This window comes from Chryseobacterium sp. BIGb0232 (assembly GCF_024810195.1).
In the GTDB taxonomy this organism is placed as follows: domain Bacteria; phylum Bacteroidota; class Bacteroidia; order Flavobacteriales; family Weeksellaceae; genus Chryseobacterium; species Chryseobacterium pennae.
Window position 1 is genome coordinate 23,527 of record NZ_JANUEH010000010.1, and the last position, 25,093, is coordinate 48,619.

The window sequence follows — 25,093 nt, forward strand, 5'->3', positions numbered from 1 at the left end:
AAATCATTTTCATTTCATTTTTTTTGTAAATTTGCCCTATCAAAATCTACCCAAATATGTCAACCTTAAGATTCAAAGCATTAGAAACTCTTCCATTTAAGGATTTCAGAAAAGACAACAATGTCGAAATCCCGGCGAAATTATCAGAACTATTCTGCCAAAATGTTTTCTCAGAAGAAACAATGAGAGAATATTTAACGAAAGAAGCATTCCAGTCTATTATGGATGCGGTAAAAAAAGGGACTAAAATCCAGAGACACATTGCAGATCAGGTTGCCGTAGCAATGAAAGACTGGGCAATGAGTAAAGGAGTAACTCACTATACTCACTGGTTTCAACCTTTGACGGGTACAACTGCCGAAAAACACGATTCTTTCTTCACCCCTATCGAAGGAGGCAGAGCGATCGAAAGATTCAGCGGAAACTTATTGATCCAGCAGGAACCGGATGCGTCTTCTTTCCCGAATGGAGGAATCAGAAACACTTTCGAAGCCAGAGGTTATACAGCTTGGGACCCTACTTCTCCGGCTTTCATTATGGGAACTACATTATGTATTCCTTCAATCTTCATCTCTTATACTGGAGAAACTTTAGATTATAAAGCACCTCTTTTAAGGGCTTTAAATGCTGTAGACGAAGCTGCAACCAGCGTAATGCAGTATTTTGATAAAAACGTAACAAAAGTAACTCCCACTTTAGGTTGGGAACAAGAATATTTCCTGGTTGATTCAGCATTATACCAATCACGTCCGGATCTTGTATTAACAGGTAAAACTTTGTTAGGACACTCTCCTGCAAAAGGACAGCAATTAGATGACCATTACTTCGGTTCTATCCCTACAAGGGTAATGAACTTCATGAAAGAACTGGAAATCGAATGTATGAAGCTGGGAATCCCTGCAACAACAAGACACAATGAGGTAGCTCCAAATCAATTTGAATTGGCTCCTATGTTTGAAGAAGTAAATGTTGCTGTAGATCATAACTCTTTATTGATGGATATCATGGCAAGAGTTGCTCACAAGCACCATTTCCATATTTTGTTCCATGAAAAGCCATTCGCAGGGGTAAACGGAAGCGGAAAGCACAACAACTGGTCTTTAGCAACTGATACTGGTGAAAACCTGTTAAGCCCGGGAAAAAACCCTAAGAAGAACTTACAGTTCTTAACATTCTTCGTGAACACAATTAAAGCTGTTTACGAGTATGCAGATCTTTTAAGAGCAAGTATCGCTTCTGCAAGTAACGACCATAGATTGGGTGCTAATGAAGCTCCACCGGCAATTATCTCCGTATTTATCGGAAGCCAGTTATTCAGTGTATTAGAAGAACTTGAAAAAGTAACTAACGGAAAATTATCTCCTGAAGAAAAAACAGAGCTAAAATTAAATGTAGTTGGAAAAATCCCTGAAATTCTACTGGACAATACAGATAGAAACAGAACTTCTCCATTTGCATTTACAGGAAATAAATTTGAGATCAGAGCGGTAGGATCATCTGCAAACTGTGCAGAATCTATGACGGTAATGAATACGATTGCAGCAAAGCAATTAGGTGATTTCAAAAAAGAAGTAGATGCTTTGATCGAAACAGGACTGAAGAAAGACGAAGCTATTTTCAATATATTAAGAGAATACATCAAACAGTGCAAAAGCATTATGTTTGAAGGTGACGGATATTCTGACGACTGGGCAAAAGAAGCTAAAAAAAGAGGGTTGAATAACCTGAAAACTACTCCAGAAGCTCTTAAGCAGGAAATGGATAAAAAATTCCTTGATCTTTACGAAGAAATGGGAATCTTTAACCACAGAGAAGTGGAAGCAAGAAACGAGATTAAACTAGAGAAATACTCTACTGTTATTGATATTGAAGCGAGAGTGTTGAGTGACATCGCAAGAAATCACATTATTCCTTCCGCTTTAAATTATCAGAACAGATTAATTGAGAACGTTAAGGGTCTTAAGGATATCTTCGGAGATAAAGAATTTAAACCGTTGGCAAAAGAACAGATGAGCCTAATCACAAGCATTTCTGAAAATGTTTCAAAAATCAAGCTGGGTGTTGAAGACCTTATCAAAGCCAGAGAAGCGGCAAAAAGCATATCAGACAGCCAAAAGCAGGCAGAAGCGTACTGCAACAAAGTAAAACCTTTATTTGACGGTATCAGAGAAGCATCTGACAACCTTGAAATGATGATAGACGATGAGCTTTGGCCGATGACGAAATACAGAGAGATGTTGTTTACAAAATAACTCTGTAAAGTTCCATATTAGTTAAATTCCTCAGAAAACTGAGGAATTTTTTTATTCCCTTACTATGATCAAGGATGGTTTTTTGTTAAGATTTTGATCACTTCTTATCAAAAAAAGGTTTTTAAAATCCGGTTTTATATAATAATAGGAGATATTATTTAAAGCAATAAGCAAAACAAAGCTCAAACACCCATGAAATAAAGGTTTTTTTTAAATTTATTTTGTTTTTTTAACACCCTTGAAAATTAGAGTTTTAAATTACAAAACATGATTTATAGAAGAATATCGATGAATTTTGTTAAAGAATCTTAATAAAAAAAACCGCAGGTTTACCAAAAATAGGCAGTTGCGGTTTATTTTTCTTTAACATATGTAAATAATATGTTAAATAGTGTTAAAATAAGATCCTGACAATTATCATATCAGGGGTCTTTAGCTCGGAATCTCTACTTTTGTATTGCTTTTGAAAATAAATATTCCAATTTAACACGGTTAATCAAGTATATATGAAGAAAAGAGTTTTGTTTTATTTAGTTGCTTTAGTTACTACTGTATCATTGCAATCGTGTGCTACCAATTATGTAGTTTCAAAACCAGCAACTTACGCTAAAGAATACAAAACAGATGCCAAACTAGCTTCTATTGATAACAAAAAGATGGAGCAGGATAAGCAGAAATTGATAGACTCATTCCTTGCAGAAAAAGCGGCATCTATAGCAAATGCTAAAAAAGCAGTTAAGAATTCTGAGATTGCAAAAGCAATCAAACACAATAAAACCATTGACGGTATCCTTGAAGAAGCTGAAACATACCTTGGAACTCCTTACAGATATGGAGGAACTACAAGAAGAGGTATTGATTGTTCAGCTTTCGTTCTTTCTGTTTTCGGAGCTGCAGCAGGTCTTACTTTACCAAGAGTAGCGGCTTCTCAGGCTCAGGAAGGTGAAAGAGTTGAAAAAGGAGAATTACAGAAAGGAGACTTAATCTTCTTTTCTCATGGAAGAAGAATTTCTCACGTAGGTATTGTAGAAAGTGTTACTGAAGAAGGAGAGATCAAATTTATTCACGCAGCAACATCTAAAGGAGTAATGGTTTCTTCACTGAATGATTCTTATTGGGGCCCTAAATTCAGATTCGCAAAAAGAGTAATTAATGCAGAAGGAGAAAATTACAACAATCTAGCTTCTGCTACTCAAGCTACACCAGCAAATTTTTAATTTTATAAATAATTGATTTAAATAATGAAGCCATCAGAAATTCTGACGGCTTTTTTATTTGTCTTACCCCATTAAGTTTAGGTTAAATCCAATGGAATGCATTTTATATAAAAAGCAGACTAAAGCTCGCTTCTATTGAAATTAATGATTAATGCTTAGACCAACATTCAACACCTAGCTATTTCTGTCTATTTCAATATCCAGCTTATACAAAAGTCCATATATTTCAGAAAGCGAAAATCTGGCCTTTTTAAGCTTATTTAAAGCCGGATCTATCGAATAGTTTACCGAAGTCCTCAAATCTGCTTTTTCAAGGTTAGAATTGTCGAAAACAGCTCCTGACAGATCACAGTTGCCAAATACTGCATTGGATAAATCACATTCGGTGAAATCTACTTCAATCAGCTTAGAATTTTTAAAAACAGTTTTCTTTATTGAGGTCTGATAGAATATAGAATTACGAAGAGCACACCCATCAAACTTAAAGGAAAGACCAAAGCCATTACAATCACTAAACTGCAGGCCTAACATTTTACATTCCTTGAAAAAAACATTCCTAAAAGCCGTTGAGGTAAGTTTTACCATGCTGAGGTTACATCCTATAAATTCACAATCTGTAAAACTAAAACCGGATAGGTTTCCATATTCAAAGTTGCAATTCTTAAAAGTACAATTCTCGTACTCTCCTTTTTCCAATGGAGATTGTACAAAATCTGTATTCTCAAAATTTTGATCTAAAATATAAGCGTCTTTCATAAAAAGTAATGATTTATAGGTATAACAATAGAATCCACAAATTCTGCAGAACTTAAACAAAGTTAAATCTTTGGAAATAGCTATACTAAGCTGTTCTTATCCGAATAATTAAGTTTAAAGAAAATAAAAGTCATCATGGAGAAGGCCAGCAAAGAACTTCCACCGTAACTGAAATACGGAAGCGGGATTCCTACTGTTGGGAAAAGCCCCATAACCATCCCTAAATTGATTGAAAAGTGCATTAATAAAATCGAAGCAAAGCAATACCCAAATACCCGGTTAAAGGTAGACTTCTGCCTCTCTGCCAGATAATAGATCCGTCCGATATATACCATATAGCATAAAACAAGGATAGCACTTCCTAAGAAGCCCCATTCTTCACCCACTGTACAGAAAATATAATCGGTTTCCTGTTCGGGAACAAATTTCCCCTGGGTGACTGATCCTTCACGGTATCCTTTTCCTAAAAGGCCTCCGGATCCAATCGCTGTTTTGGAATATAATAAGTTGTATCCTGAAGTGTCTCTAAATGCTTTTTCACCTTTATAAAGAACCTCAATTCGTTCTCTCTGGTGTTTAGGCAATTTTTCTAAGATATAAGGTGACCCGAATGCCAATCCACATAATAAAAGAATAGACCCTGAAATTCCAGAAATCGAAATCACATCCCACGACATTCTATGATAATTCATCGCGATCAGAACACCTGCAATGATTAGAATAGCAGCCGCTACATATACTGGCGGAATCGCAAGAGCCACCAAAAAAACGGCAGCGAAAACGAAACCTACCCCAAATAGCAAACCACTTAATCCTTCCCTGTATAAAGCGATAAAGAATGCAATAAATACAAGCATAGAACCAACATCGGGAATAGCCAATACTACAACCGCCGGAATACCAATAATCCCTAAACCTGTAAGCAGTGATTTTCTATTCTTAAGATTAAAATCAGGCCCTGAAACATAGTTGGCCAGCATCAATGCAGTACCTATTTTTGCGAACTCTACAGGCTGCATGGTAAGACTTCCGAACTTATACCAGTTCTTCTGCCCCAGAATTTCCTTTCCGAAAGGGAAAAGCCCGATCAGTAACAAAACCCCGCCTATATAAATAATACCGGCCATATTTTCGAAGAACTTACTTCTTCCTAAAAATATAACGAGTCCCACCACTAAAGATATACAGAAGAATATCAACTGTTTTTCTCCTAATTTCTGGTCAACACTGTAGATATTGGCAATGGCAAAAATGCAAAGCAGGAAATACAGCCCAAGGCCCAGTTTATCTATCCCTTCTGTCCATTTCATTGCTTAACAGGTTTTTTAACAGTGTTACTATTCTTCTTATCTTCTTCTATTTTCTTTTGGAGCTTGGCTTTTTGTTGTTTAACAAGTTCCAGGCTATCCTTTATTCTTTTTTGTTTAATGGAATCCGGTTTAGGATCTTTATAAAGTCCTTTACGCTTCAAGTCTGCAATCCACTGTCTCTTATATTCCGGCATGAAACTCGAAGTAATCATTTTTTTATAAAGATTTTCTCTTTTTAAATCTCCGGTAATATATTTTTCAGCAATCACTGTACAAGCCGGGCCTGCCCACGTTGCTCCAAATCCCGCGTGTTCCATTACTGCAACCACAACAATTTTTGGTTTATCAGCAGGAGCAATCAATACGAAGATGGAGTTATCTTTTCCTTGCGGTACCTGTGCGGTACCTGTTTTGGCTAATTGTGTAAAGTCATTGGATTTCAGTCCTCTTGCCGTTCCTCTCAACACTACGGCTTCCATACCTTTTAAAACAGGTTCAAAATGTTTTGGATCAACTAAAGTCTGGTGCTTTACCTTAAATCTTGGATCAGGATTTGCCTTTCCATCAATAGCTTTTACAATATGAGGTGTGTAATACCATCCTTTGTTAGCGATAGCAGCCACATAATTGGCCAACTGAATAGGGGTTACCAAAACATCTCCCTGCCCCATCCCGTTATAGATGGCTCCGGTTGACATTTCATCCCAGTTTTTAAAATCAGTTCTCTGAGACCCGCTTGCTTTCATGATGGTTTTAAACCTTTTCTCATAAAAATCTCCGGAAGGAATTCTTCCTTTTGCTCCTACCGCAAAGTCATTATTTAAAAACTCTCCAACACCAAAGCTGCTCATGATCTTTTTCCATTCATCAACACCTTTTGAAGGGTTTCCGGGATATTTTTTGATAATAGCAATAAATGCATAGGTGAAAAAGCAGTTACTGGAAACCTGGATAGAAGGAATCAAGGGATCTGCACCACCATGTCCTTTAATTCTTTTTCCTTTATAGAAAAATCCGCCACCACAAGGAAAAACAGTCTTTTCATCCATTACGCCCATCTGCATGGCAGCCAAGGCAGTCAACAACTTGAAAGTTGATCCCGGAGGATATCCCGCCTGTAAAGAACGATCAAAAGTAGGCTTGTTTTCATAAAGCGTATCTTTTGACAGGGCATATAAATTTTTGGATTTATAAGGCCCGGTGAAAAGGTTCGGATCAATATCCGGTCCGGTTGCTGCTACTAATACTTCCCCATTATTAGGGTCAATAGCTACAATGGCACCGTGTTTATCGACCAGCATTTCTTCAGCCGTTCTCTGAAGATCATAATCAATAGTTAACGTAATATCTTTACCCGTAATTACATCTTTATCCAAAGATCCGTTTTTATAAGATCCAATATTTCGGAGTCTGATATCTTTTTGGATATACTTCATTCCTTTTACCCCACGGAGTTCCTTCTCATAAGACTTTTCAACACCTGTTTTTCCGATAAAATCTCCCGGTAAATAATAGACAGAGTCTTTTTTAATCTCTTTTTCATTTACTTCACTGGTATATCCTAAAAGGTTACCTGAAGTAGAAACTTCATATTGACGCTGAGGTCTCTGTACAATATTAAAGGCAGGATATTTAAAAATAATTTCCTGCACTCTCGCAATATCTTCCCTGCTGAGATCCTTTAAAAAGGTCATAGGTGTCAGCTTAGAATAATATTTTTCTTTCTTAATAATATTGATCTTGTTGATAAAGTCTGCCTTATTGATTTTCATCAGACTGCAAAAACCTATTGTATCAAAATCCGGTTTCATTAAGCCTTGGGTAAAGGAAATCTCATAAGCGGGCTGATTTCCCACCATAATTTTTCCGTTACGGTCAAAAATTACCCCTCGTTGAGGAATTACATATTCAATTTTGATGGAAGTGTTGGCTGCATTCAGTGCATAACGGTCTGTAAACAACTGCAAATATGCAAGCCTCGCTACAAAAATAAGAGCGATTACAACAAGGACGGAAAAGATTTTTAAATAACGTGTGTTCAAACTTTTTGTTTGATTTTAAATATTAATGCGTAGACAACTATAAATATAAATGAAATTACGCTAGTTACCAACACATTAAATAATATTTCGAAAAACCTGCTAAACTTAAAGAACTCAATATATTGAACTAAAAGCTGATGCAGGAAAATACTTGAAAATAAAAACAGCAAAAACTGCGCCCATTGCAGGGACTGAAAGGAGAAAAAGTCTGTAGACGTATCTGTAGATGTTCTGAATATCAAGGTTCTAAAATAAGCAATCAATGTTGTTGCAAAAGCATTGATTCCCCATGAATAGAGGAAACCATCAATAGATAATCCTATCAGAAAACTTAACGCCAGGAACTGAAATTTATTTCTGAAAAAAGGATAGAACATGACGAATACAGGATATAATACCGGAGTATATTTCCCGAAAATGGTAATCCTGTTCAATACAAAAATCTGTAATGCAACAAGAAATATCATGATTAATATATCAGTAAATAAAGTCCTGCTAATCATTTTCCTTTTTTATTACAGCCTGCATCGTGTCCTGAATCTTCTGCACTTCTGCTTTCTTCAGGTTCTTCACGACATACACTTTATTCAACGCACCCATTTTTTCACTCAATTCCACAGAAATATCCCAGAAACCTGTTTTATTATCTACAGAATATCCGGCAATAGTTCCAATTGTCACCCCTTTCGGGAAGATGGCAGACTTACCGTCTGTAACAACGGTATCTCCTACTTTTAAAGCAACATATTTTGGAATATCCGCAAGATGCATCACTCTGGAATTATCTCCATTCCATGTTAACGTTCCAAAATATCCTGAATCTTTCAGCGCTGCATTAATTCTGATTTTGTTGACACTCAATACTGACTGAACCAATGCGTAACTGTCTGTAGAATTGATAACAATCCCCGCAATACCCCTAGGTGCCATTACCCCCATCTGAGGAAAGACCCCGTCTCTGCGGCCACGGTTGATTGTAAAATAGTTATTTCTTCTGTTGATACTGTTGAAAACAATTTCACCATCAACAAAAGTATAGATCTGACCACCTCCGATGGTATCATGTACTCTTTTGAAAACAGGATTTTTTGATCCGTCTTTCCCATAGAGTTCTGCCATAAGGGCTTTATTCTGAACCACAAGATCTTCATTGATCTGTTTTAGCTTCAGATAAGAAACCCCCTCATCAATATACCCGGAAATCCATGAATTCAACGCAGCCGTTTGGCCCGCAATCCAGGATCTCTGCATGGCATTTCTAGAGAATATCAGAACCAGAGCAATAATTTGCAGGAATATAAAGAAGATAAAAAGTGTGTTCTTCGAAAATAATCTCAGCAAAAATCCCATTCAGATATATAGTCGTAAAAAGTTAAAATTATTTAATTAAGAAATTGAATTTATCCATATTCTTAAGGGCAATACCAGTTCCGCGAACTACAGCTCTCAACGGATCTTCCGCTACAAATACAGGAAGACCTGTCTTTTTGTGGATTCTGTCCGCAAGACCTCTTAACAATGCACCTCCTCCGGCAAGATAAATACCCGTTTTATAAATATCAGCAGCCAATTCCGGTGGCGTAAGAGAAAGAGTTTCCATTACAGCATCTTCAATTCTGATGATAGATTTGTCTAATGCACGGGCAATTTCTTTATACCCTACCATAATTTCTTTTGGTTTCCCTGTGATAAGGTCTCTACCTTGTACTGGAATATCTTCGATGTCTACATCAAGATCCTCTACAGCAGAACCTACTTCAATTTTAATTCTTTCAGCAGTTCTTTCTCCAATATAAAGGTTATGGTGAGTTCTTAAGAAATAAGCAATATCATTGGTAAATACATCTCCTGCAATCTTTACAGATTTATCACATACGATACCACCTAAAGCTACTACTGCAATTTCCGTAGTACCTCCACCTATATCAATGATCATATTTCCTTCAGGCTTCTGTACGTCGATCCCAACTCCTATAGCAGCTGCCATTGGCTCGTAAATTAACCTTACTTCTTTTGCGTTGACTTTCTGAGCAGAGTCTCTTACCGCTCTTTTTTCAACTTCAGTAATACCAGAAGGAATACAGATCACAATTCTTAATGCAGGCTGTATGAATTTACCCTTGATTCCAGGAATTTTTTTGATAAATTCCTTGATCATGTGTTCAGAAGCGTGGAAATCTGCGATAACCCCATCTTTCAATGGACGAATCGTCTTGATATCCTCGTGAGTTTTACCTTGCATATGCTTAGCCTGTTCCCCTACAGCAATAGGTTTACCCGTAGATCGTTCAATTGCAACAATTGAAGGCTGATCTATAACAATTTTATTATTGTGAATGATAAGGGTATTAGCTGTTCCCAGGTCTATCGCAATTTCTTGCGTAAACATATCAAATAAACTCATATTTTTCTTCTGATTTTAAGTTTACAAAGATATAAATTTAACCCTACTAAAGAAATTTCATTACAACATAATTTGGTTAAAATTTTATTAAAATTTATAATTCTTTATTAACTTTCTGTTTAGATAATTACAGAGTTTGATTTCAACTAAAATTAACGGGACAATTTGAGACTCAAAAACACAAAGAAAAGCAGAGAAAATAAACAGGTAAATAAGCGAATTTGAAAATTTCTTTATTTATATTTTGTATTCAACAGCATTTTAACTTCCACGGATGCCTTTTTGAATCTCTCTATAGTTTTTTACGATAATTATCATATACACTATCAGGGGATGATTAATTAAAAAAAACGTAAATTTGCCGTTGCTTATGTTACAGTATTCCAACATCCATCAAACATCGAATTTTGCCGTGCTTTCTATAAGCTACGAAAAGGCCGATGTAGAAACGAGAGGAAAGTTTGCATTCTTTGATGAAAACATCAAAAATTTTGTTTCCCGCGTCCATCAGGAAGACCTTGGGGATGCATTTGTGGTTTCCACATGTAACAGGACTGAAATCTATACCACTTCTTCCAATTATCTTTTAGTCGCTGAAGAATACTGCAAAACCATCGGGGTAAACCTTACAGACTTCCTTCAGTTTGCCAATATTCTGACTAAAGAAGAGGCTTTGATACATCTTTTCAGAGTAGCCGCCGGTTTGGAAAGCCAGATTATCGGAGATTTTGAGATTATTGGTCAGATCAAAAAAGCATACAGCCGTTTTAAAAAGGAAAGACAGAATTCTAATCCATATCTGGAAAGAGCCATTAATGCTGCCATTCAGATTTCTAAAAGGATAAAGAATGAAACAGGAATTTCCAATGGAGCTGCTTCTGTTTCTTATGCTGCCGTTCACTATATCTTAAACAGCCAAAAGAGAATTGCTGAAAAGAACATCCTTCTTCTTGGTGTGGGTGAGATTGGGCAAAACACTGTTGAAAACCTGGTAAAACATGTTTACCAGCCAAAAATTAAAATAGCGAACAGAACTCAGGAGAAAGCTGAAAAGATTTCCCAGAAATATAATATTCCTCACGTTGATTATTCTGATTTTGACAAGGAATTAAAAAACACTGATATTCTTATCGTGGCTACGGGGGCTAAACACCCGATTATTAACCAATCGCATTTCCCGAACGGAAAAGAAACATTGGTAATAGACCTTTCCATCCCTCATAACGTTGAAAAGAATGTTACGGAAAATGAAAATGTAACGTTAATTGATGTGGATGAGCTTTCAAAACAGATTCAGGAAACGATCCAGCAAAGAGAAAAGGAAATTCCAAAAGCTGAAAAGATCATTAAGGATCTGATGAAAGATTTCATTGAGTGGGAGAAAAAAAGAAAATTAGCACCAAACATTCATCATTTCAAAGCTGTTTTAAAGAACATGGAACGCAATGAAATGCATAATTTTTACAAGAAAAATAAATATATAGACATCACGGATATGGAGCTTTCTGATAAAATGATCCAGAAGATCACCAACCGTTTTGCAAAATATATCATCGATAATCCTTTAAAAGCCGAAGAAATTAGTAAATTAATGCACGAAATATTAGTTGAACAACCAAACAACGAATTCAATGAAAAGCATTAGAATCGGAACAAGAAATTCCGCACTTGCACTTTGGCAGGCTAGAGAGGTTGCAAGGCACCTTCAGAACAACAATTATTTAACGGAGATTGTTCCTATCGTTTCTTCTGGCGATAAGAATCTTAATCAGCCTTTATACTCATTAGGAATCACCGGGGTTTTCACAAGAGACCTTGATACTGCCTTATTGAATGATGAAATAGATATTGCTGTTCACTCTTTAAAAGATGTTCCTACCCTGTTACCTCAGAATATTGAGATGATCTCCTATCTTGAAAGAGACTTTCCACAGGACATTCTCATCAGAAAAGAATCAGCCAGAAATAAAGAACTTCATGAACTGAGGCTTGCCACAAGCAGCCTGAGAAGAAGAGCTTTCTGGTTAAGACATTTTCCGAATACTGAGTTTTCTGATATCCGAGGAAATATCCAGACCCGTCTTCAAAAACTTGAAGATGGAAATTTTGATGCGACCATTCTATCTTTGGCAGGGATCAAAAGAATGAAAATGGAAATTGATTACGAAATGCTTCCGGTCATGATTTCAGCCCCATCTCAGGGTGTTATTGCCGTAGCAGGACATTCCGACAAACCGGAAATCAATGAAATACTGAAACAGATCAATCACAAACCTACCCAGATCTGTGTAGAAATTGAACGAAACTTCCTTAGCACTTTAGAAGGAGGATGTACAGCACCTATCGGAGCTTTTGCTGAAATTATTGAGGATCAGATCCGCTTTGTAGCCTCACTTTGTTCTCTTGATGGTAAAAACTGTATTGCCATTGATGAAAATTTCGAATACAATCCGGAAGAAAATTTTGGAGAAAAATTCGCAAAGGTAGTACTGGAAAACGGAGGAAAAGAATTGATGGCTGAAATCAAAAGCCAGATCTAAGATAATTTAGATTTCCAATTTCTTTTAACTGTATTTTTCATCTTCTAATCCAACAGACATGAAAATCTTATTTACCAAAAATATAGACCAAACCATTATATCCAAAGAATTAGGAGAGGATATCTCGGTTGACTGTGTTGAGGTGATTAAGACCAAGCCTATTCTGATCAGCCCCTTTGATCTGAAAAACTATTCCCTGATTTTTACCAGCGTGAATGGTGTAGCTTCATTTTTCAAAAACAGGTTTAAGCCTAATGAAAATTTCACGGCTAAAAACTATAACAAGATCTACTGTGTTGGTGAAAAGACAAAAAAAGCATTAAGAAAGCACGGATTTGGAACTTTTAAAGTCTTAAAAAATGCTGAAACTCTTTCCAGATTTATCATCGGAAACTGCCAACATGAGCAATTTCTCCACTTCTGTGGTAATCTTGCTATTAATGTACTGGACAAAGATCTTCCTCTGCAAAACATTAAGTATAAAAAAATTACGATCTACAATACGGAGGAAACCAATCCTTTAATTCCTGAAAAATATCATGCTGCAGTATTTTTTAGTCCAAGCGGAGTTCGTAGTTTTGCAAAGCAAAATTCCCTGAAAGAGATGAAGCTGTTTTCGATTGGAGAAACTACATCCGGGGAATTGAGAAATTATACTCACGAGAATATTTTCACGTCCGAAGAAAACACGCTGAATTCTATATTCGAGCTGATAAGACGGGAAATCGTGAGCAAACTTTAGAATATCTGTTACCGGATTTAGACGGTGATATTAGTTTAAATAGATTATGATAAAAAACGACCTATATTTAAAAGCACTTCGCGGAGAAACCGTAGAAAGACCTCCTGTCTGGATGATGAGGCAGGCTGGAAGATATCTGCCGGAATTCATTGCCTTAAGAGACAAATACGATTTCTTTACAAGATGTCAAACGCCTGAACTTGCTGCAGAGATTACGATGCAGCCTATCCGCAGATTTCCTTTAGATGCGGCGATCCTGTTTTCTGATATTTTGGTAGTGCCACAGGCTATGGGAATCGATTTCAAAATGAAAGAATCCGTTGGTCCATGGTTGGATACTCCGATCAGAACAATGGAACAGGTTCAGAATATTGTGACTCCGGACGTGAATGATACTTTAGGTTACGTTTTTGATGCTATTGAACTTACTCTTCAGAAATTAGATAACGACATTCCATTGATCGGCTTTGCCGGATCTCCATGGACAATTCTTTGCTACTGCGTAGAAGGAAAAGGAAGTAAAGCTTTTGATATTGCTAAATCTTTCTGTTTCCAACAACCTGAAGCAGCTCATTTATTACTTCAGAAGATTACTGATACTACGATTGCCTACCTTAAGAGAAAGGTAGAAAAAGGAGTTTCTGCTGTACAGGTTTTTGATTCATGGGGCGGAATGCTTTCTCCAACTGACTATCAGGAATTCTCATGGCAGTACATCAACCAGATCGTTGAAGCATTAAGCCCACTTACCCATGTGGTAGTATTCGGAAAAGGATGCTGGTTTGCATTGGAAGATATGACGATGTCTAAAGCTTCTGCTCTTGGTGTTGACTGGACCATTAAGCCGGAATTCGCAAGAACATTGACAAACCACACGATGACACTGCAAGGAAACTTTGATCCTGCCAGATTGCATTCAACTCCTGAAACCATCAAGAAAATGGTAAATGAAATGATCAACCGTTTCGGAAAGGACAGATATATCGCCAACTTAGGGCACGGAATTCTCCCTAATGTTCCTGTTGAAAATGCTGAAGCATTCATCAGAGCAGTGGTTGACTGGAAACCAACTTTATAAACACAAAATCAATCTTCACACCGAAGATTTAAGATAATAAAAGAAGCCCTATCATTACTGACAGGGCTTTTTTTATATGTTTGGTTTTAAATAGCACTAACTCAACATTCGTTGTGCTTTTTTCACACCTTCCACAAGAAGATCAATTTCTTCAAAAGTATTATAAACAGCAAAGCTTGCTCTTACCGTTCCTGCAATATTAAAGAACTCCATGATAGGTTGTGTACAATGGTGTCCCGTTCTTACAGCAATACCCATTTTATCCAGGATCATTCCTACATCGGAAGAAATCCCTACTCCTTCGAGATTAAAAGAAACAACACCTGTTCTCTTCGCTTTCTCGCCATATACTTTCAATCCTTCAATTTCCAAAAGATGTCTTTGAGCGTATTCCAACAAAGCATTTTCATGGTTCTGAATATTCTCATGCCCTACTCTGTTCATAAAATCAACCGCTGCTCCCAACGCTATATTCCCTCCTACATTAGGTGTACCAGCTTCATATTTAAATGGAAGCCCTGCATACGTTGTTCCATCAAAAGAACATGTTGCAATCATCTCTCCTCCTCCATGGAATGGTGGCAAAGCTTCTAATATTTCACGTTTTCCGTATAAAATACCTGTTCCCATCGGAGCATACATTTTATGTCCTGAGAATACAAAGAAATCACAATCTAATTTCTGAACATCAATATTGAAATGAGGTGCAGACTGAGCCCCATCAATAACGATATAGGCATCCGTGTTTTTTCTTGTTCTCGCTATGATTTCCTCAATAGGATTTACAATTCCCAACGCATTAGAAACCTGATTTACAGAAACTACTTTTGTTTTTTCACTTAAAAATTTATCAAAATAATCTAACTGAAGAATACCATTTTCATCAATAGGAATTACTCGAAGTTTTGCTCCTGTTCTTTCACAAAGCAATTGCCATGGAACAATATTGGAATGATGCTCCAGATAAGAAATGATAATCTCATCGTCTTTTTGTAATTTTTGCGTTAGAATATAAGAAATAAGGTTCAGTCCTTCTGTTGTTCCTTTTGTAAAAATTACTTCAAAGTCATGTTCAGCATTAATGAATTTTTGGATCTTTCTTCTGGAAAGTTCCATTTCTTCTGTTGCCAATTGGCTTAATGTATGAATTCCTCTGTGAACATTTGCATTAAGTTCCGTATAATATGCGTGACAGACTTCCAAAACCGAATTTGGCTTTTGAGATGTAGCTGCATTATCCAGATAAACCAACGGCTTACCATTCACTTCTCTGTCCAATATAGAAAACTGGCTTCTTATTTCCTGAATGTCAAACATTTATTTATTTTTTAAATTAAGACGTCCTTATTTAGAACTCTTCAAATTTACGGCTTTTTTTTCGAAAGGAAGCATCCGGTCACAAGCTGATACTTGTCAGTTAATAGAAATATTCAATGATATCACATGAATAAAACTGATATAGATTGAAAAGCACAAAAAAAACCTGCCAAAAAATTTGACAGGTCTTATATCATTAAATAAGCAATACTTATTCTGCAGATTTTTCTTCTGTTGTTGGAACATCAGGAGATTGAGTTGCAACTTCTTCTGCTTCTTCTTCATCTTCTTCATCCATTGCAGCAGCACCACCTTTCATTGCATTTCTAGACATCTTAACAGCAACTACTACTGCATTGTCTGGGTGCACGAAAGAATATCCTTCTGTTTTGATACCACCTACATAAAGTTTGTTACCAATTCTTAATGGAGTAACATCAACAACGATTTCGTCAGGTAGGTTAGCAGGGATAGCTTTTACTTTTAGCTTTCTGAAAGACTGACGTAAAACACCACCAGAAACAACACCTTTAGAACGTCCTGTAATTCTTACCGGAACCTCCATAACAACTGGCTTGTCTTCAGATAATTGATAAAAGTCAATGTGAAGAATTTTGTCAGTAATTGGGTGGAACTGAATATCCTGAAGAACTGCTGGAATTGTTTTTCCGTCAACTTCAATAGATACCGTGTGTGCTTCAGGAGTGTATACTAACCCTTTGAAAGCTTTCTCTTCAGCAGAGAAGTTTAAAGGTGCTTCACCTCCATAAACAACACAAGGAACTAATTCAGCATCACGTAAAGCTTTTGTAGACTTTTTGCCCACGCTTTCTCTTTTTGTACCTTGAATTGTAATAGATTTCATTTATAAAAATTTAAAAAATTGTTCTTAATTTAATCTGCAAACTATTTAAAATCAATTAAATAACAAACTTGCTACTGATTGATTTGTGCTCATGAACCATTGTCATAACGTCCGCAAATAATGGGGCGCAAGATAGCACTTTTATTTTAGATGACAAATTATTTTTAACAGGAATTGAGTCAGTTACAATAACTTCCAGAATTTTTGAGTTCTCAATATTCTCGTAAGCTTTCCCTGAAAGCACTCCGTGAGTCGCCATAGCTCTAACAGTTTTTGCTCCTTTCTCGATCAGGATATCTGCTGCTTTACAAAGCGTTCCCGCTGTATCGATCATATCATCAATAAGAATCACATTCTTACCTGTTACATCTCCAATAAGGAACATTTCTTCTACAACGTTGGCCTTTTTTCTTTCCTTGTAAGCAATTACTACCTCTGCCCCTAGGTGACCTGCATAGTTTTTTGCTCTTTTTGCACCTCCCATATCCGGAGAAGCAATGGTAAGATTGTCAAGATGTAAAGATTTGATGTAATCAACGAAGATCGAAGAAGCATACAGGTGATCTACCGGAATTTCGAAGAACCCCTGAATCTGATCTGCATGAAGATCCATTGTCATCACTCTTGTTGCCCCTGCTGCTGTAAGAAGGTTGGCAACTAACTTAGCACCGATCGGCGCTCTTGGTTTGTCTTTCCTGTCCTGTCTGGCAAGCCCGAAGTAAGGAATTACAACGGTAATGCTCTTTGCAGAAGCTCTTTTCGCTGCATCAATCATTAGAAGAAGTTCTAAAAGATTATCTGCAGGAGGGAATGTAGATCCGATTAGGAAAACTCTTCCTCCTCTTACGGATTCGTCCAAAACAGGCTCAAATTCACCATCGCTGAACTCCTGAAAGTTGATTTTCCCTAATTCTTTCCCATAATGTTGGGCAATTTTCTCTGCCAAGTCCCTGCTGGTTCTTGTACAAAATAGATAACTTAACTGATCGGCCATTTTTACTTTTTAAAAGATTTTGCAAATTTAAAAAAAAACCACAAGATTTACTCTTGTGGTTTCTAAGTTTTTATTTAATCAATAATTATGGGAATTTAACTCCTGAATATTTGTTAGGATCTACTTGTGGAAGCGTAGATTTATATTTGCTATTAATTGCTTTAATAAATTCATTGGCAATAACAGCATATCCTCTACCCGTAAGGTGTACTCCATCTAGTGAAAAGGCTCCTCCCGATACAAATGTGGCGCTATATTTTACGCCATCCCATGAAATTCCTGATTTTCCGCTAAGCTCAATTAGTTTAGCATTAGCATCTACAAAAGCTAGCCCCTTTGATGTTGCAATATCTTTAAGAGCAGTATTATAAGCAGCTGTTGCAGTAATCACTTTTGCTGTTTCTTTTTCTGTAAGAACATATTTGTCCTCCAATGGAACAGCAGTACCAGCACTAATTCCCTGAGGATTACAAGTAGCATCATAAGGCTTAAGCAAATTAGCAGCCGTTAAGATAATAAAATCATTACTTGTAGTTTGTCTGTAAGATTTTAACGCAGGATTAATCCCTGTTAGATCTTTCAGATCTTTATCCAATATTACAGCCCCATTCATTGTAGACCCTGCAGCGAATTTAATAAGCCTGCTTTGATACTCCACATCAGTAATCAACCCTAAACTCTTTACTTGTGCAAGCCCTGCATTATAAGGAGCATAAGCTGCATTAAGTTGAGCAGCCTGAGCGTCCGAAAGATTGGCTACAGGTTTACTAGGAACCGTTGTAAAGAACGGAATACTTGTAACATTAGGAATATTTGCTAAAACCCCTTTGGCACCATTTGCTGTAAGGGCTGTTACATATTGATTAATTACTGATTTATAAACTGTTGGATCTGTAATATCATTAGAACCATAGAGAAGTGGGTTTGCGTTCCCAGTCTGATCAACACCTGTTCCTCCACTGGTTGCATATGATAAAACATCATTATTACCTATCCATAAAGAGAAAAATGTAGGAGACTGAGCCACAGCTGCAGCTACTGGGCTAACACCTGTTGAGAATCTTGAATAATAAGGATTCAATGTTCCATAATTAGCCAACCCTAGGTGGAAAGATTTTGCTCCGGGCACTCCCAGGTTTTGATAAGGTCCTCCTGATAAAATATTATCTAAAGGAGCTCCTGGCGCTGAAGGTTTTGGCCCTAAAGCATTATTACATCCTACTACCAGTCCCATTTTCCCTAGAAAATCTCCAGTTACAGGATTTGCTAGATTAGTGAAACCTCCCGAATTATTAGGCATCATAGGCTGTTTAAACTCTCCTCCACCAGCAAGTTTCATTTGTCCTGCCAGCATTAGTGGATAAGATTCATTTTGACCGTCAATATATAAAGCATTATCTCTAAAACCGGAAGTTAATGAATTCCCTAGCGCAACATATTTCGAGAAATTAGCATCCCCTTTTGTTACTTGTATATCCTTTACATCAGTATCAAAATCAGTTTTACAGCTTGTTACGGTAAAAAGAAGTGCAGAAACTGCTATTGTTGATATTATAATTTTTTTCATAGTCTTTTAATTAAAAAGGGTTATAAGATAAACCTAGACCAAAATAGAACGCTTTTGCCTTAGCCTGTCCATAGAATCCAAGATTAGCATTGTTCACATTTCTGTACTGAGGCATCGCATATCCTCCCGCAATGTCAATTCCAAACTGTTTTAGCTTAAATCCTACTCCACCAGTAATCACATAGGTATCAAAAGAAGGCGTTTCCGGAATAAAGTTTTCGTTAGTATAAGGAGACTCGTCATAATATGCACCTAGACGACCGTAAATCATATTAGTGAAAGCATATTGAGTTCCCAATCTGAATGTTTTAGAGTTTTTAAAGTTCTTAGCACTCACAAGAACTGTTGGATCTGATGGGTTATTAGGTGCAAGTGGTGCATTCGCAAAATCCAAGACTAACTTACTATATCTCTCCCATCCATGATAGTTGAAATCCGCAGAAACCTGCCATTTTGGAGTCACTTTATAAGTTAAACCGATAGTATACTCTTCAACCAACGGAAGTGTTGCTGTGAAACCATCTTGGCCTGCAGCATTTAATTTTAATAATGAATAAGGGGTCTGAGTTGGGAACTTGAATGTAGCAGTTCCATTATCAGCCTTCATGTCAATTGCTGAACGGTATGCAATACTAACATCCAATTTTGGATCAGGTCTGAAATAGAAACCGAAACCATATCCGTGTCCGCTTGCTTTATCGTCATTGATATTTACTTGCCCATTAAATTGTGTCACAGCTTTATCCCAATCTACTTTCCCTCTTGCATAGATATAACTTGCTCCGAAAGCCAACCAAGGAGCCAGTTTCACAGAAACCATTGGTTGGAAATAATAACTCTTCAGTTCTAATTTCTGTACCATTTCCTTACCTTCCCAATTATCCGGCCATTTAATCGTACTTCCGAAAGGTGTTGAAAAGCTAAAACCTACAGATAGATTTTCTATTGGTTTATAAGTAATCGCTGCATAGATTGGGGTCCCAAGTGGGTTATCCGTTTCCGTACTCTGCAAAGTATTTAAGTTTTGAAAAGTAACTTTATTACTTGCACCAAATCCTCCCGCTACTACGCTCAGCTTGGAAGGAATAAATGACATACCTGCCGGGTTGAAGAATGTCACACTCGCATCTTCGGCATGAGCACTAGTATGCGCCATTGCCAATTGTTTTACCCCCTGCAAAGAAACTCTGAAGCCTCCTGCGTAAGATAAAACGCCCGCCAATAAAGCAGTTGATACTAATATTTTTTTCATAGACTATTATTATATAACCCAAATATAAAATTATTTTGAATACGTCTGTTAATATTTGCTAACATTTTAAACAATATATAAAAAGAAAACTATGTTTAAAATAACATTCTAGACATAATAAAGCACAAAACAATAGTTAACAAACAATTACAAATCAGACTACATAACGCTATTAAAACTGTTTAACATTAAACAATTGTTTAACAAAAGAAAATCATCACCTTGAAAAAGATCATAATAGAGTGAAATCTCAAAAAATGTTAAAATTTTGAAAGTAGATTTTTTTGTACCCGTTACAAATTTTAAAAGCAAAAAAAAGACCTATTGAAAACCCTCTCAACCAGACTTCTTTATTTCTTTAACTTCCCGACTTTACTAAAATACAAAAATGTTTTACCACGAATTCAGGTTATTTGAGTATTTTAGAATTGCATAAAGATAAAAATACATAAATTTGCAAGATTATAAATAATAGTAATATGAGTTGTGGATGCAAAACATCCGGCGATTCTGCACATTCTTGTGGTCCTAAAAAAACTGCAAGTGGTTGTGAAAATGTAAATACCTGCGGGAATAGTTATAAATTAAGTGTTTTTGACTGGCTTTCTAACATCAACAATCCGGCACCAAACAGGTGTGATTTTGTAGAAGTTAGGTTTAAAAATGACAGAAAATCGTTTTATAAGAATGTAAATAATATTCCTTTACATATAGGTAGCGTAATTACAGTAGAATCTAGTCCGGGACACGATGTAGGCGTAGTAAGCCTTACGGGAGAATTAGTAAAGATTCAGATGAAAAAGAAAAAGTTTTCTGAAGAATCAGCACTTAAAATATACAGACAGGCCAACCAAAAAGATCTTGAGGTATGGCAGGAAGCAAGAAAAAAAGAAGAAGCCGTAAAGCTTGAAGCAAGAAAAATTGCTCAAAGAATAGGTCTTGAAATGAAGGTAACTGATGTTGAATATCAGGGTGACTCTTCAAAAATCACATTTTATTACACTGCTGAGACCCGTGTGGATTTCAGACAGTTAATCAAAGATTACGCCGGTGCTTTCAGAACGAAGATCGACATGAAGCAGATCGGGTTCAGACAGGAAGCTGCAAAAGTAGGTGGAATCGGATCTTGTGGACGCGAACTTTGCTGCTCTACATGGTTAACAGATTTCAGATCTGTAAACACAAATGTGGCAAGATACCAGCAATTAAGTATTAACCCTCAAAAACTGGCAGGACAATGTGGTAAGCTTAAATGCTGCCTTAACTATGAGCTTGACAGTTATTTAGACGCATTAAGCAACTTCCCATCTTCTTCTACTACACTGGACACAGAAAAAGGAAAAGCATTCTGTATCAAAATTGACGTTTTCAAAAAGAAAATGTGGTTTGCTTATGTAGACAGCTCTATCGCATGGTACGACTTCGATATTGATCTTGTTAAAAAACTGATTGCAAAGAACAAAAGAGGAGAAAGAATACTTCCTCTGGAAGACCTGAAACAACCGGAAACACCATCCCAAAGCATTGATCTTATCCAGGAAAATAATGTAGACCGCTTCGAGAAGAAAAACAGAAACAACAGAAACAGAAACAGTCAGACTAAGCAGAACAATAATAACCCGGGACAAGGACAAAGGCAACCTCAGGGAGAAGGTCCAAAGAAAAACAGACCTGAAAGACAGGAAAGACCTAACCGATCGGAAAAGCCGGAAAACCCTAATGCTAATTCAGCAAACCAGCCTAGGCAACCCAAACCACAACAGCAGCCAAAAGCACCCGTGGAAAAAGTAAAAGCTGATGCAAACCCTGATGCAGAGAATGCGCAACAAAGCAATCCGAACAAGAAAAAATTTAAAAAGAAATATCCTCCAAAAAAAGATAAAAATGCGTAAAATTTTAGGATTATTGACCTTTATTCTTTTCTTAAGCTGTAACTCTTCTTCAGGAGAAGATGTTATTATGAATTCCGTTGATAATAAGTGGAATAAGAAAAGTGAGCAAAAATTTAATCTTGAAATTTCAGATCCGCAGAATCCTAAAAACATTATATTTGTTGTAAGAAACAACAACAATTATCCTTACAGTAATATAAGGTTCATTGTGAATTTCACCAATCTTCAGAACAAGAAAAAAGAGACAGACACCCTTAATTATGTTCTGGCAAAACCAAACGGAGAGTGGCTTGGTACAGGCTTTGGTGATACAAAGGAAACATTGTTTCAGTATAAATTAAATTATAAATTCCCAGGAAAAGGAAAATATCAAATCGGGCTTACTCAAGCTATGAGAAATGATATCTTACCAGGAATTGAAGATATTGGGATAAAAATAGAAACGGCTAAACCGTAACCATAAATGGAAGTAAACAACAAAAATGCAGGAAATAAGGGGAAAACATTCCCTCTGCCTCCTAAAAAAAAGAACACCTCTTGGAAAAAATGGGTCTCCTTTATTTGGATTGCACTCATTGCGGTAGTTTTAGGGATTTCAGGACTTTTCTTTGCAGTTTCCCAAGGGTTCCTTGGAGAAATGCCAGATGTAAAAGAACTGGAAAACCCGGACATATTTGTAGCTTCTGAGATTATTTCTTCAGATGGGGTAACGCTAGGTAAGTTTGAGAAAGAAAAAACTCAGCCTATCGTATATAAGGATCTTCCTCCTTTCCTTATCTATGCTCTTCAGGCAAAAGAAGATGAGCGTTTTAAAGAACATTCAGGAATCGACCTTTATTCTATCGCCAGAGCAGTTGCCTACGGAGGTGGACGTGGTGGTGGTTCTACCATTACCCAGCAGCTGGCAAAACTTCTTTTTACAGGAACAGCATCTCAGAATAAATTTGAAAGAGCATTCCAGAAGCTGAAAGAATGGGTGGTTGCTGTAAGTCTTGAAAAAAGATATACTAAAGAAGAAATCATTACCCTATATTTCAACAAGTTCGATTTCCTTTTCAATGCGAATGGTGTTGAAATGGCATCCAGAGTTTATTTTAACAAAAAGACCTCTGAGCTTACCCTACCGGAAGCAGCAACTTTTGTAGCGATGCTTGAGAACCCAAGAAAAAACAATCCTTACAGATATCCTGAAAAAGCAAAGGAAAGAAGGAATGTTGTTTTGGACCAAATGCAGAAAACAGGATATATTGATGCTGCCACTTATGAAAAAGCAGCCAATACACCGATAGAAGTAGATTTCCACCCTATCAAAAGTATTACTGACGGATATTCTGCTTACTACAAGTTCTATCTGAGAAAAGAGATTGATAAATATCTTGAGTCTCATGAAAAAGAAACCGGTAAAAAGCTTAATCTTTATAAAGACGGATTAAAAATTTACGTTACTCTTGATTCTAAAATGCAAAAGTATGCTGAGGAATCTATCAAAGAGCATTTAACGGATCTTCAGAAAAGATTCGACGCAGAACAGAGAGGGAGAAAGAACAGACCTTTCTACTATCTTACTGATAAACAAATCAGTAGTGTAATGCTTCAGGCTATGAAAAGAACTGGCCGATATAAGCTGTTAAAAGCTGATGGCATGCCAGATGATTCCATTATGATGGAATTCAAAAAACCGATCAAAACTTCAAGGTTCACATGGGCTGGAGAAGAAGAGGTTGAAATGTCACCTTGGGACTCTATCAGATACCACAAACAAATTGCACAGGCAGGTTTAATGTCTATGGTTCCAGGAACCGGCGAGATCAAAGCCTGGGTAGGAGGTATCGATTGGCAGCATTTCCAATATGACCACATCAAACAAGGTAAGAGACAGGTAGGATCTACATTCAAACCTTTCGTATATGCAACTGCAATTATGAAACTGGGAATGACTCCTTGTTCTGCTGTTTCTAACGGAACTTATGACCATAACGGCTGGCATGTACCGGGAAGAGGAGGAATGCTTACTTTAAAAGATGGCTTGGCACATTCTCAGAACCCGATTGCAGCAAGACTTATAGAAATGACGGGAGTAGACGCTGTTATCCAGACCGCAAGAGATCTTGGAGTAACAGAAGATATTCCTAGAAACAATACCATTGCCCTAGGTTCATCAGATATTACTATCTATGAAATGCTAGGTGCATACAGTACTTTCGCAAACTACGGTAACCACAATAAACCGGAAATGATCTGGAGAATTGAAGACGCCAACGGTAGAGTTATTAAGGAGGTAAATGTAGAGCCTAAAGAAGTAATGAACCCTATGTATGCCTACACCATGATTGAATTGATGAAAGGTGTTGCACAATACGGTACTGCATCAGGAGAGCTTGGAAGAAGAGGAATCTCAAAAGCGGTTGAAATTGCTGCTAAAACAGGTACTACACAGAACAACTCCGATGGTTGGTTCATGGGAATCACTCCTAAACTTGCGACAGGAGCCTGGGTAGGATGGGAAGACAGAGCAACCCACTTCTTCGGAACGGGTGAAGGGCAGGGAGCAAAAATGGCATTGCCTATATGGGCAATATTCATGAAGAAAGTATGGGCAGACAAGACATTGGGAATTACTCCGGATGATAAGTTTATCAAACCTTCCGACTGGAAAGACGGCTGTTCAAACCTTAAAGGATTAGGTGGCGGATATGGAGATGACGGAAGTCTTCAGACCATTGATGAGATCAAAAATCCAAGACCGGCAGATCCAACACCCAAAAAATCTACAGAAAAGAAAGAAGAAAATATCAATGAAAACCTTCACTCTAATGATGAGGTAGATTTCAATAAATAAATTCTCTTTTAGAAATACATAAGACC

20 protein-coding genes are annotated in these 25,093 nt (G+C 36.9%); 9 read left to right on the top strand and 11 right to left on the bottom strand.

What is annotated here, in order from left to right; all coding sequences use genetic code 11:
- The first annotated feature begins 56 nt into the window (after positions 1–56).
- A complete protein-coding gene (locus M2372_RS19065; protein WP_123320386.1) occupies positions 57–2,252 on the top strand; it encodes a glutamine synthetase III in 2,196 nt (731 codons plus the stop codon).
- Between the two features lie 506 nt (positions 2,253–2,758).
- Complete coding sequence (locus M2372_RS19070; RefSeq protein ID WP_123320385.1) at positions 2,759–3,469, top strand: C40 family peptidase; 711 nt, start codon at positions 2,759–2,761, stop codon at positions 3,467–3,469.
- 174 nt (positions 3,470–3,643) lie between these two features.
- On the opposite strand, the gene M2372_RS19075 is transcribed toward M2372_RS19070, so the two are convergent.
- From M2372_RS19075 to M2372_RS19100, 6 genes are all read right to left on the bottom strand, one after another.
- A complete protein-coding gene (locus M2372_RS19075) occupies positions 3,644–4,225 on the bottom strand; it encodes a pentapeptide repeat-containing protein (RefSeq protein WP_123320384.1) in 582 nt (193 codons plus the stop codon).
- Positions 4,226–4,305: 80 nt separating this feature from the next.
- On the bottom strand, positions 4,306–5,535 hold the full coding sequence (rodA, locus tag M2372_RS19080) for a rod shape-determining protein RodA (protein ID WP_115968291.1): 1,230 nt from the start codon (positions 5,533–5,535) through the stop codon (positions 4,306–4,308).
- Positions 5,532–7,577: a penicillin-binding protein 2 gene (locus tag M2372_RS19085; RefSeq protein ID WP_123320383.1), complete on the bottom strand. Its 2,046-nt coding sequence runs from the start codon at positions 7,575–7,577 to the stop codon at positions 5,532–5,534. The genes rodA and M2372_RS19085 overlap by 4 nt, the downstream gene beginning before the upstream one ends.
- Complete coding sequence (locus M2372_RS19090) at positions 7,574–8,080, bottom strand: rod shape-determining protein MreD (RefSeq protein WP_115968295.1); 507 nt, start codon at positions 8,078–8,080, stop codon at positions 7,574–7,576. Before M2372_RS19090 ends, M2372_RS19085 begins: the two co-directional genes overlap by 4 nt.
- The gene (mreC, locus tag M2372_RS19095; RefSeq protein ID WP_123320382.1) at positions 8,073–8,927 is read right to left on the bottom strand and encodes a rod shape-determining protein MreC; all 855 of its coding nucleotides are present in this window, start codon (positions 8,925–8,927) and stop codon (positions 8,073–8,075) included. The genes M2372_RS19090 and mreC overlap by 8 nt, the downstream gene beginning before the upstream one ends.
- Before the next feature lie 28 nt (positions 8,928–8,955).
- Complete coding sequence (locus M2372_RS19100) at positions 8,956–9,981, bottom strand: rod shape-determining protein (RefSeq protein ID WP_115968299.1); 1,026 nt, start codon at positions 9,979–9,981, stop codon at positions 8,956–8,958.
- Between the two features lie 370 nt (positions 9,982–10,351).
- Between M2372_RS19100 and hemA the strand changes: the two genes are divergently transcribed.
- The 4 genes from hemA to hemE are packed head-to-tail and all read left to right on the top strand — an operon-like array spanning position 10,352 to position 14,341.
- Positions 10,352–11,626: a glutamyl-tRNA reductase gene (gene hemA, locus M2372_RS19105; RefSeq protein WP_115968301.1), complete on the top strand. Its 1,275-nt coding sequence runs from the start codon at positions 10,352–10,354 to the stop codon at positions 11,624–11,626.
- A complete protein-coding gene (gene hemC / locus M2372_RS19110) occupies positions 11,613–12,521 on the top strand; it encodes a hydroxymethylbilane synthase (RefSeq protein WP_115968303.1) in 909 nt (302 codons plus the stop codon). Before hemA ends, hemC begins: the two co-directional genes overlap by 14 nt.
- Positions 12,522–12,579: 58 nt before the next feature.
- Entirely contained in the window at positions 12,580–13,263 is a 684-nt protein-coding gene (locus tag M2372_RS19115; protein WP_115968305.1) for a uroporphyrinogen-III synthase, read from the top strand.
- Between the two features lie 46 nt (positions 13,264–13,309).
- Entirely contained in the window at positions 13,310–14,341 is a 1,032-nt protein-coding gene (gene hemE, locus M2372_RS19120) for a uroporphyrinogen decarboxylase (RefSeq protein ID WP_115968307.1), read from the top strand.
- A gap of 96 nt (positions 14,342–14,437) precedes the next feature.
- Here hemE and M2372_RS19125 read toward each other — a convergent pair whose 3' ends face one another.
- The 5 genes from M2372_RS19125 to M2372_RS19145 all read right to left on the bottom strand — a co-directional run bounded on the left by M2372_RS19125 (position 14,438) and on the right by M2372_RS19145 (position 20,336).
- Positions 14,438–15,658, bottom strand: coding sequence for a cysteine desulfurase (locus tag M2372_RS19125; RefSeq protein ID WP_123320381.1), 1,221 nt, complete (start codon positions 15,656–15,658; stop codon positions 14,438–14,440).
- A gap of 211 nt (positions 15,659–15,869) precedes the next feature.
- Entirely contained in the window at positions 15,870–16,523 is a 654-nt protein-coding gene (locus M2372_RS19130) for a 50S ribosomal protein L25/general stress protein Ctc (RefSeq protein ID WP_115968310.1), read from the bottom strand.
- A 55-nt stretch (positions 16,524–16,578) separates the two neighbouring features.
- Entirely contained in the window at positions 16,579–17,517 is a 939-nt protein-coding gene (locus M2372_RS19135) for a ribose-phosphate pyrophosphokinase (RefSeq protein ID WP_115968312.1), read from the bottom strand.
- Positions 17,518–17,602: 85 nt separating this feature from the next.
- Positions 17,603–19,084: a G-D-S-L family lipolytic protein gene (locus M2372_RS19140; protein WP_123320380.1), complete on the bottom strand. Its 1,482-nt coding sequence runs from the start codon at positions 19,082–19,084 to the stop codon at positions 17,603–17,605.
- A gap of 10 nt (positions 19,085–19,094) precedes the next feature.
- Positions 19,095–20,336, bottom strand: coding sequence for an OmpP1/FadL family transporter (locus M2372_RS19145; RefSeq protein WP_115968315.1), 1,242 nt, complete (start codon positions 20,334–20,336; stop codon positions 19,095–19,097).
- A gap of 479 nt (positions 20,337–20,815) precedes the next feature.
- On the opposite strand from M2372_RS19145, the gene M2372_RS19150 reads away from it, so the two are divergent.
- The 3 genes from M2372_RS19150 to M2372_RS19160 are packed head-to-tail and all read left to right on the top strand — an operon-like array spanning position 20,816 to position 25,067.
- Entirely contained in the window at positions 20,816–22,228 is a 1,413-nt protein-coding gene (locus tag M2372_RS19150) for a regulatory iron-sulfur-containing complex subunit RicT (RefSeq protein ID WP_123320379.1), read from the top strand.
- A complete protein-coding gene (locus M2372_RS19155) occupies positions 22,221–22,685 on the top strand; it encodes a gliding motility lipoprotein GldH (protein WP_115968319.1) in 465 nt (154 codons plus the stop codon). Before M2372_RS19150 ends, M2372_RS19155 begins: the two co-directional genes overlap by 8 nt.
- Positions 22,686–22,691: 6 nt before the next feature.
- Complete coding sequence (locus tag M2372_RS19160; RefSeq protein WP_115968321.1) at positions 22,692–25,067, top strand: transglycosylase domain-containing protein; 2,376 nt, start codon at positions 22,692–22,694, stop codon at positions 25,065–25,067.
- Positions 25,068–25,093 lie beyond the last annotated feature (26 nt).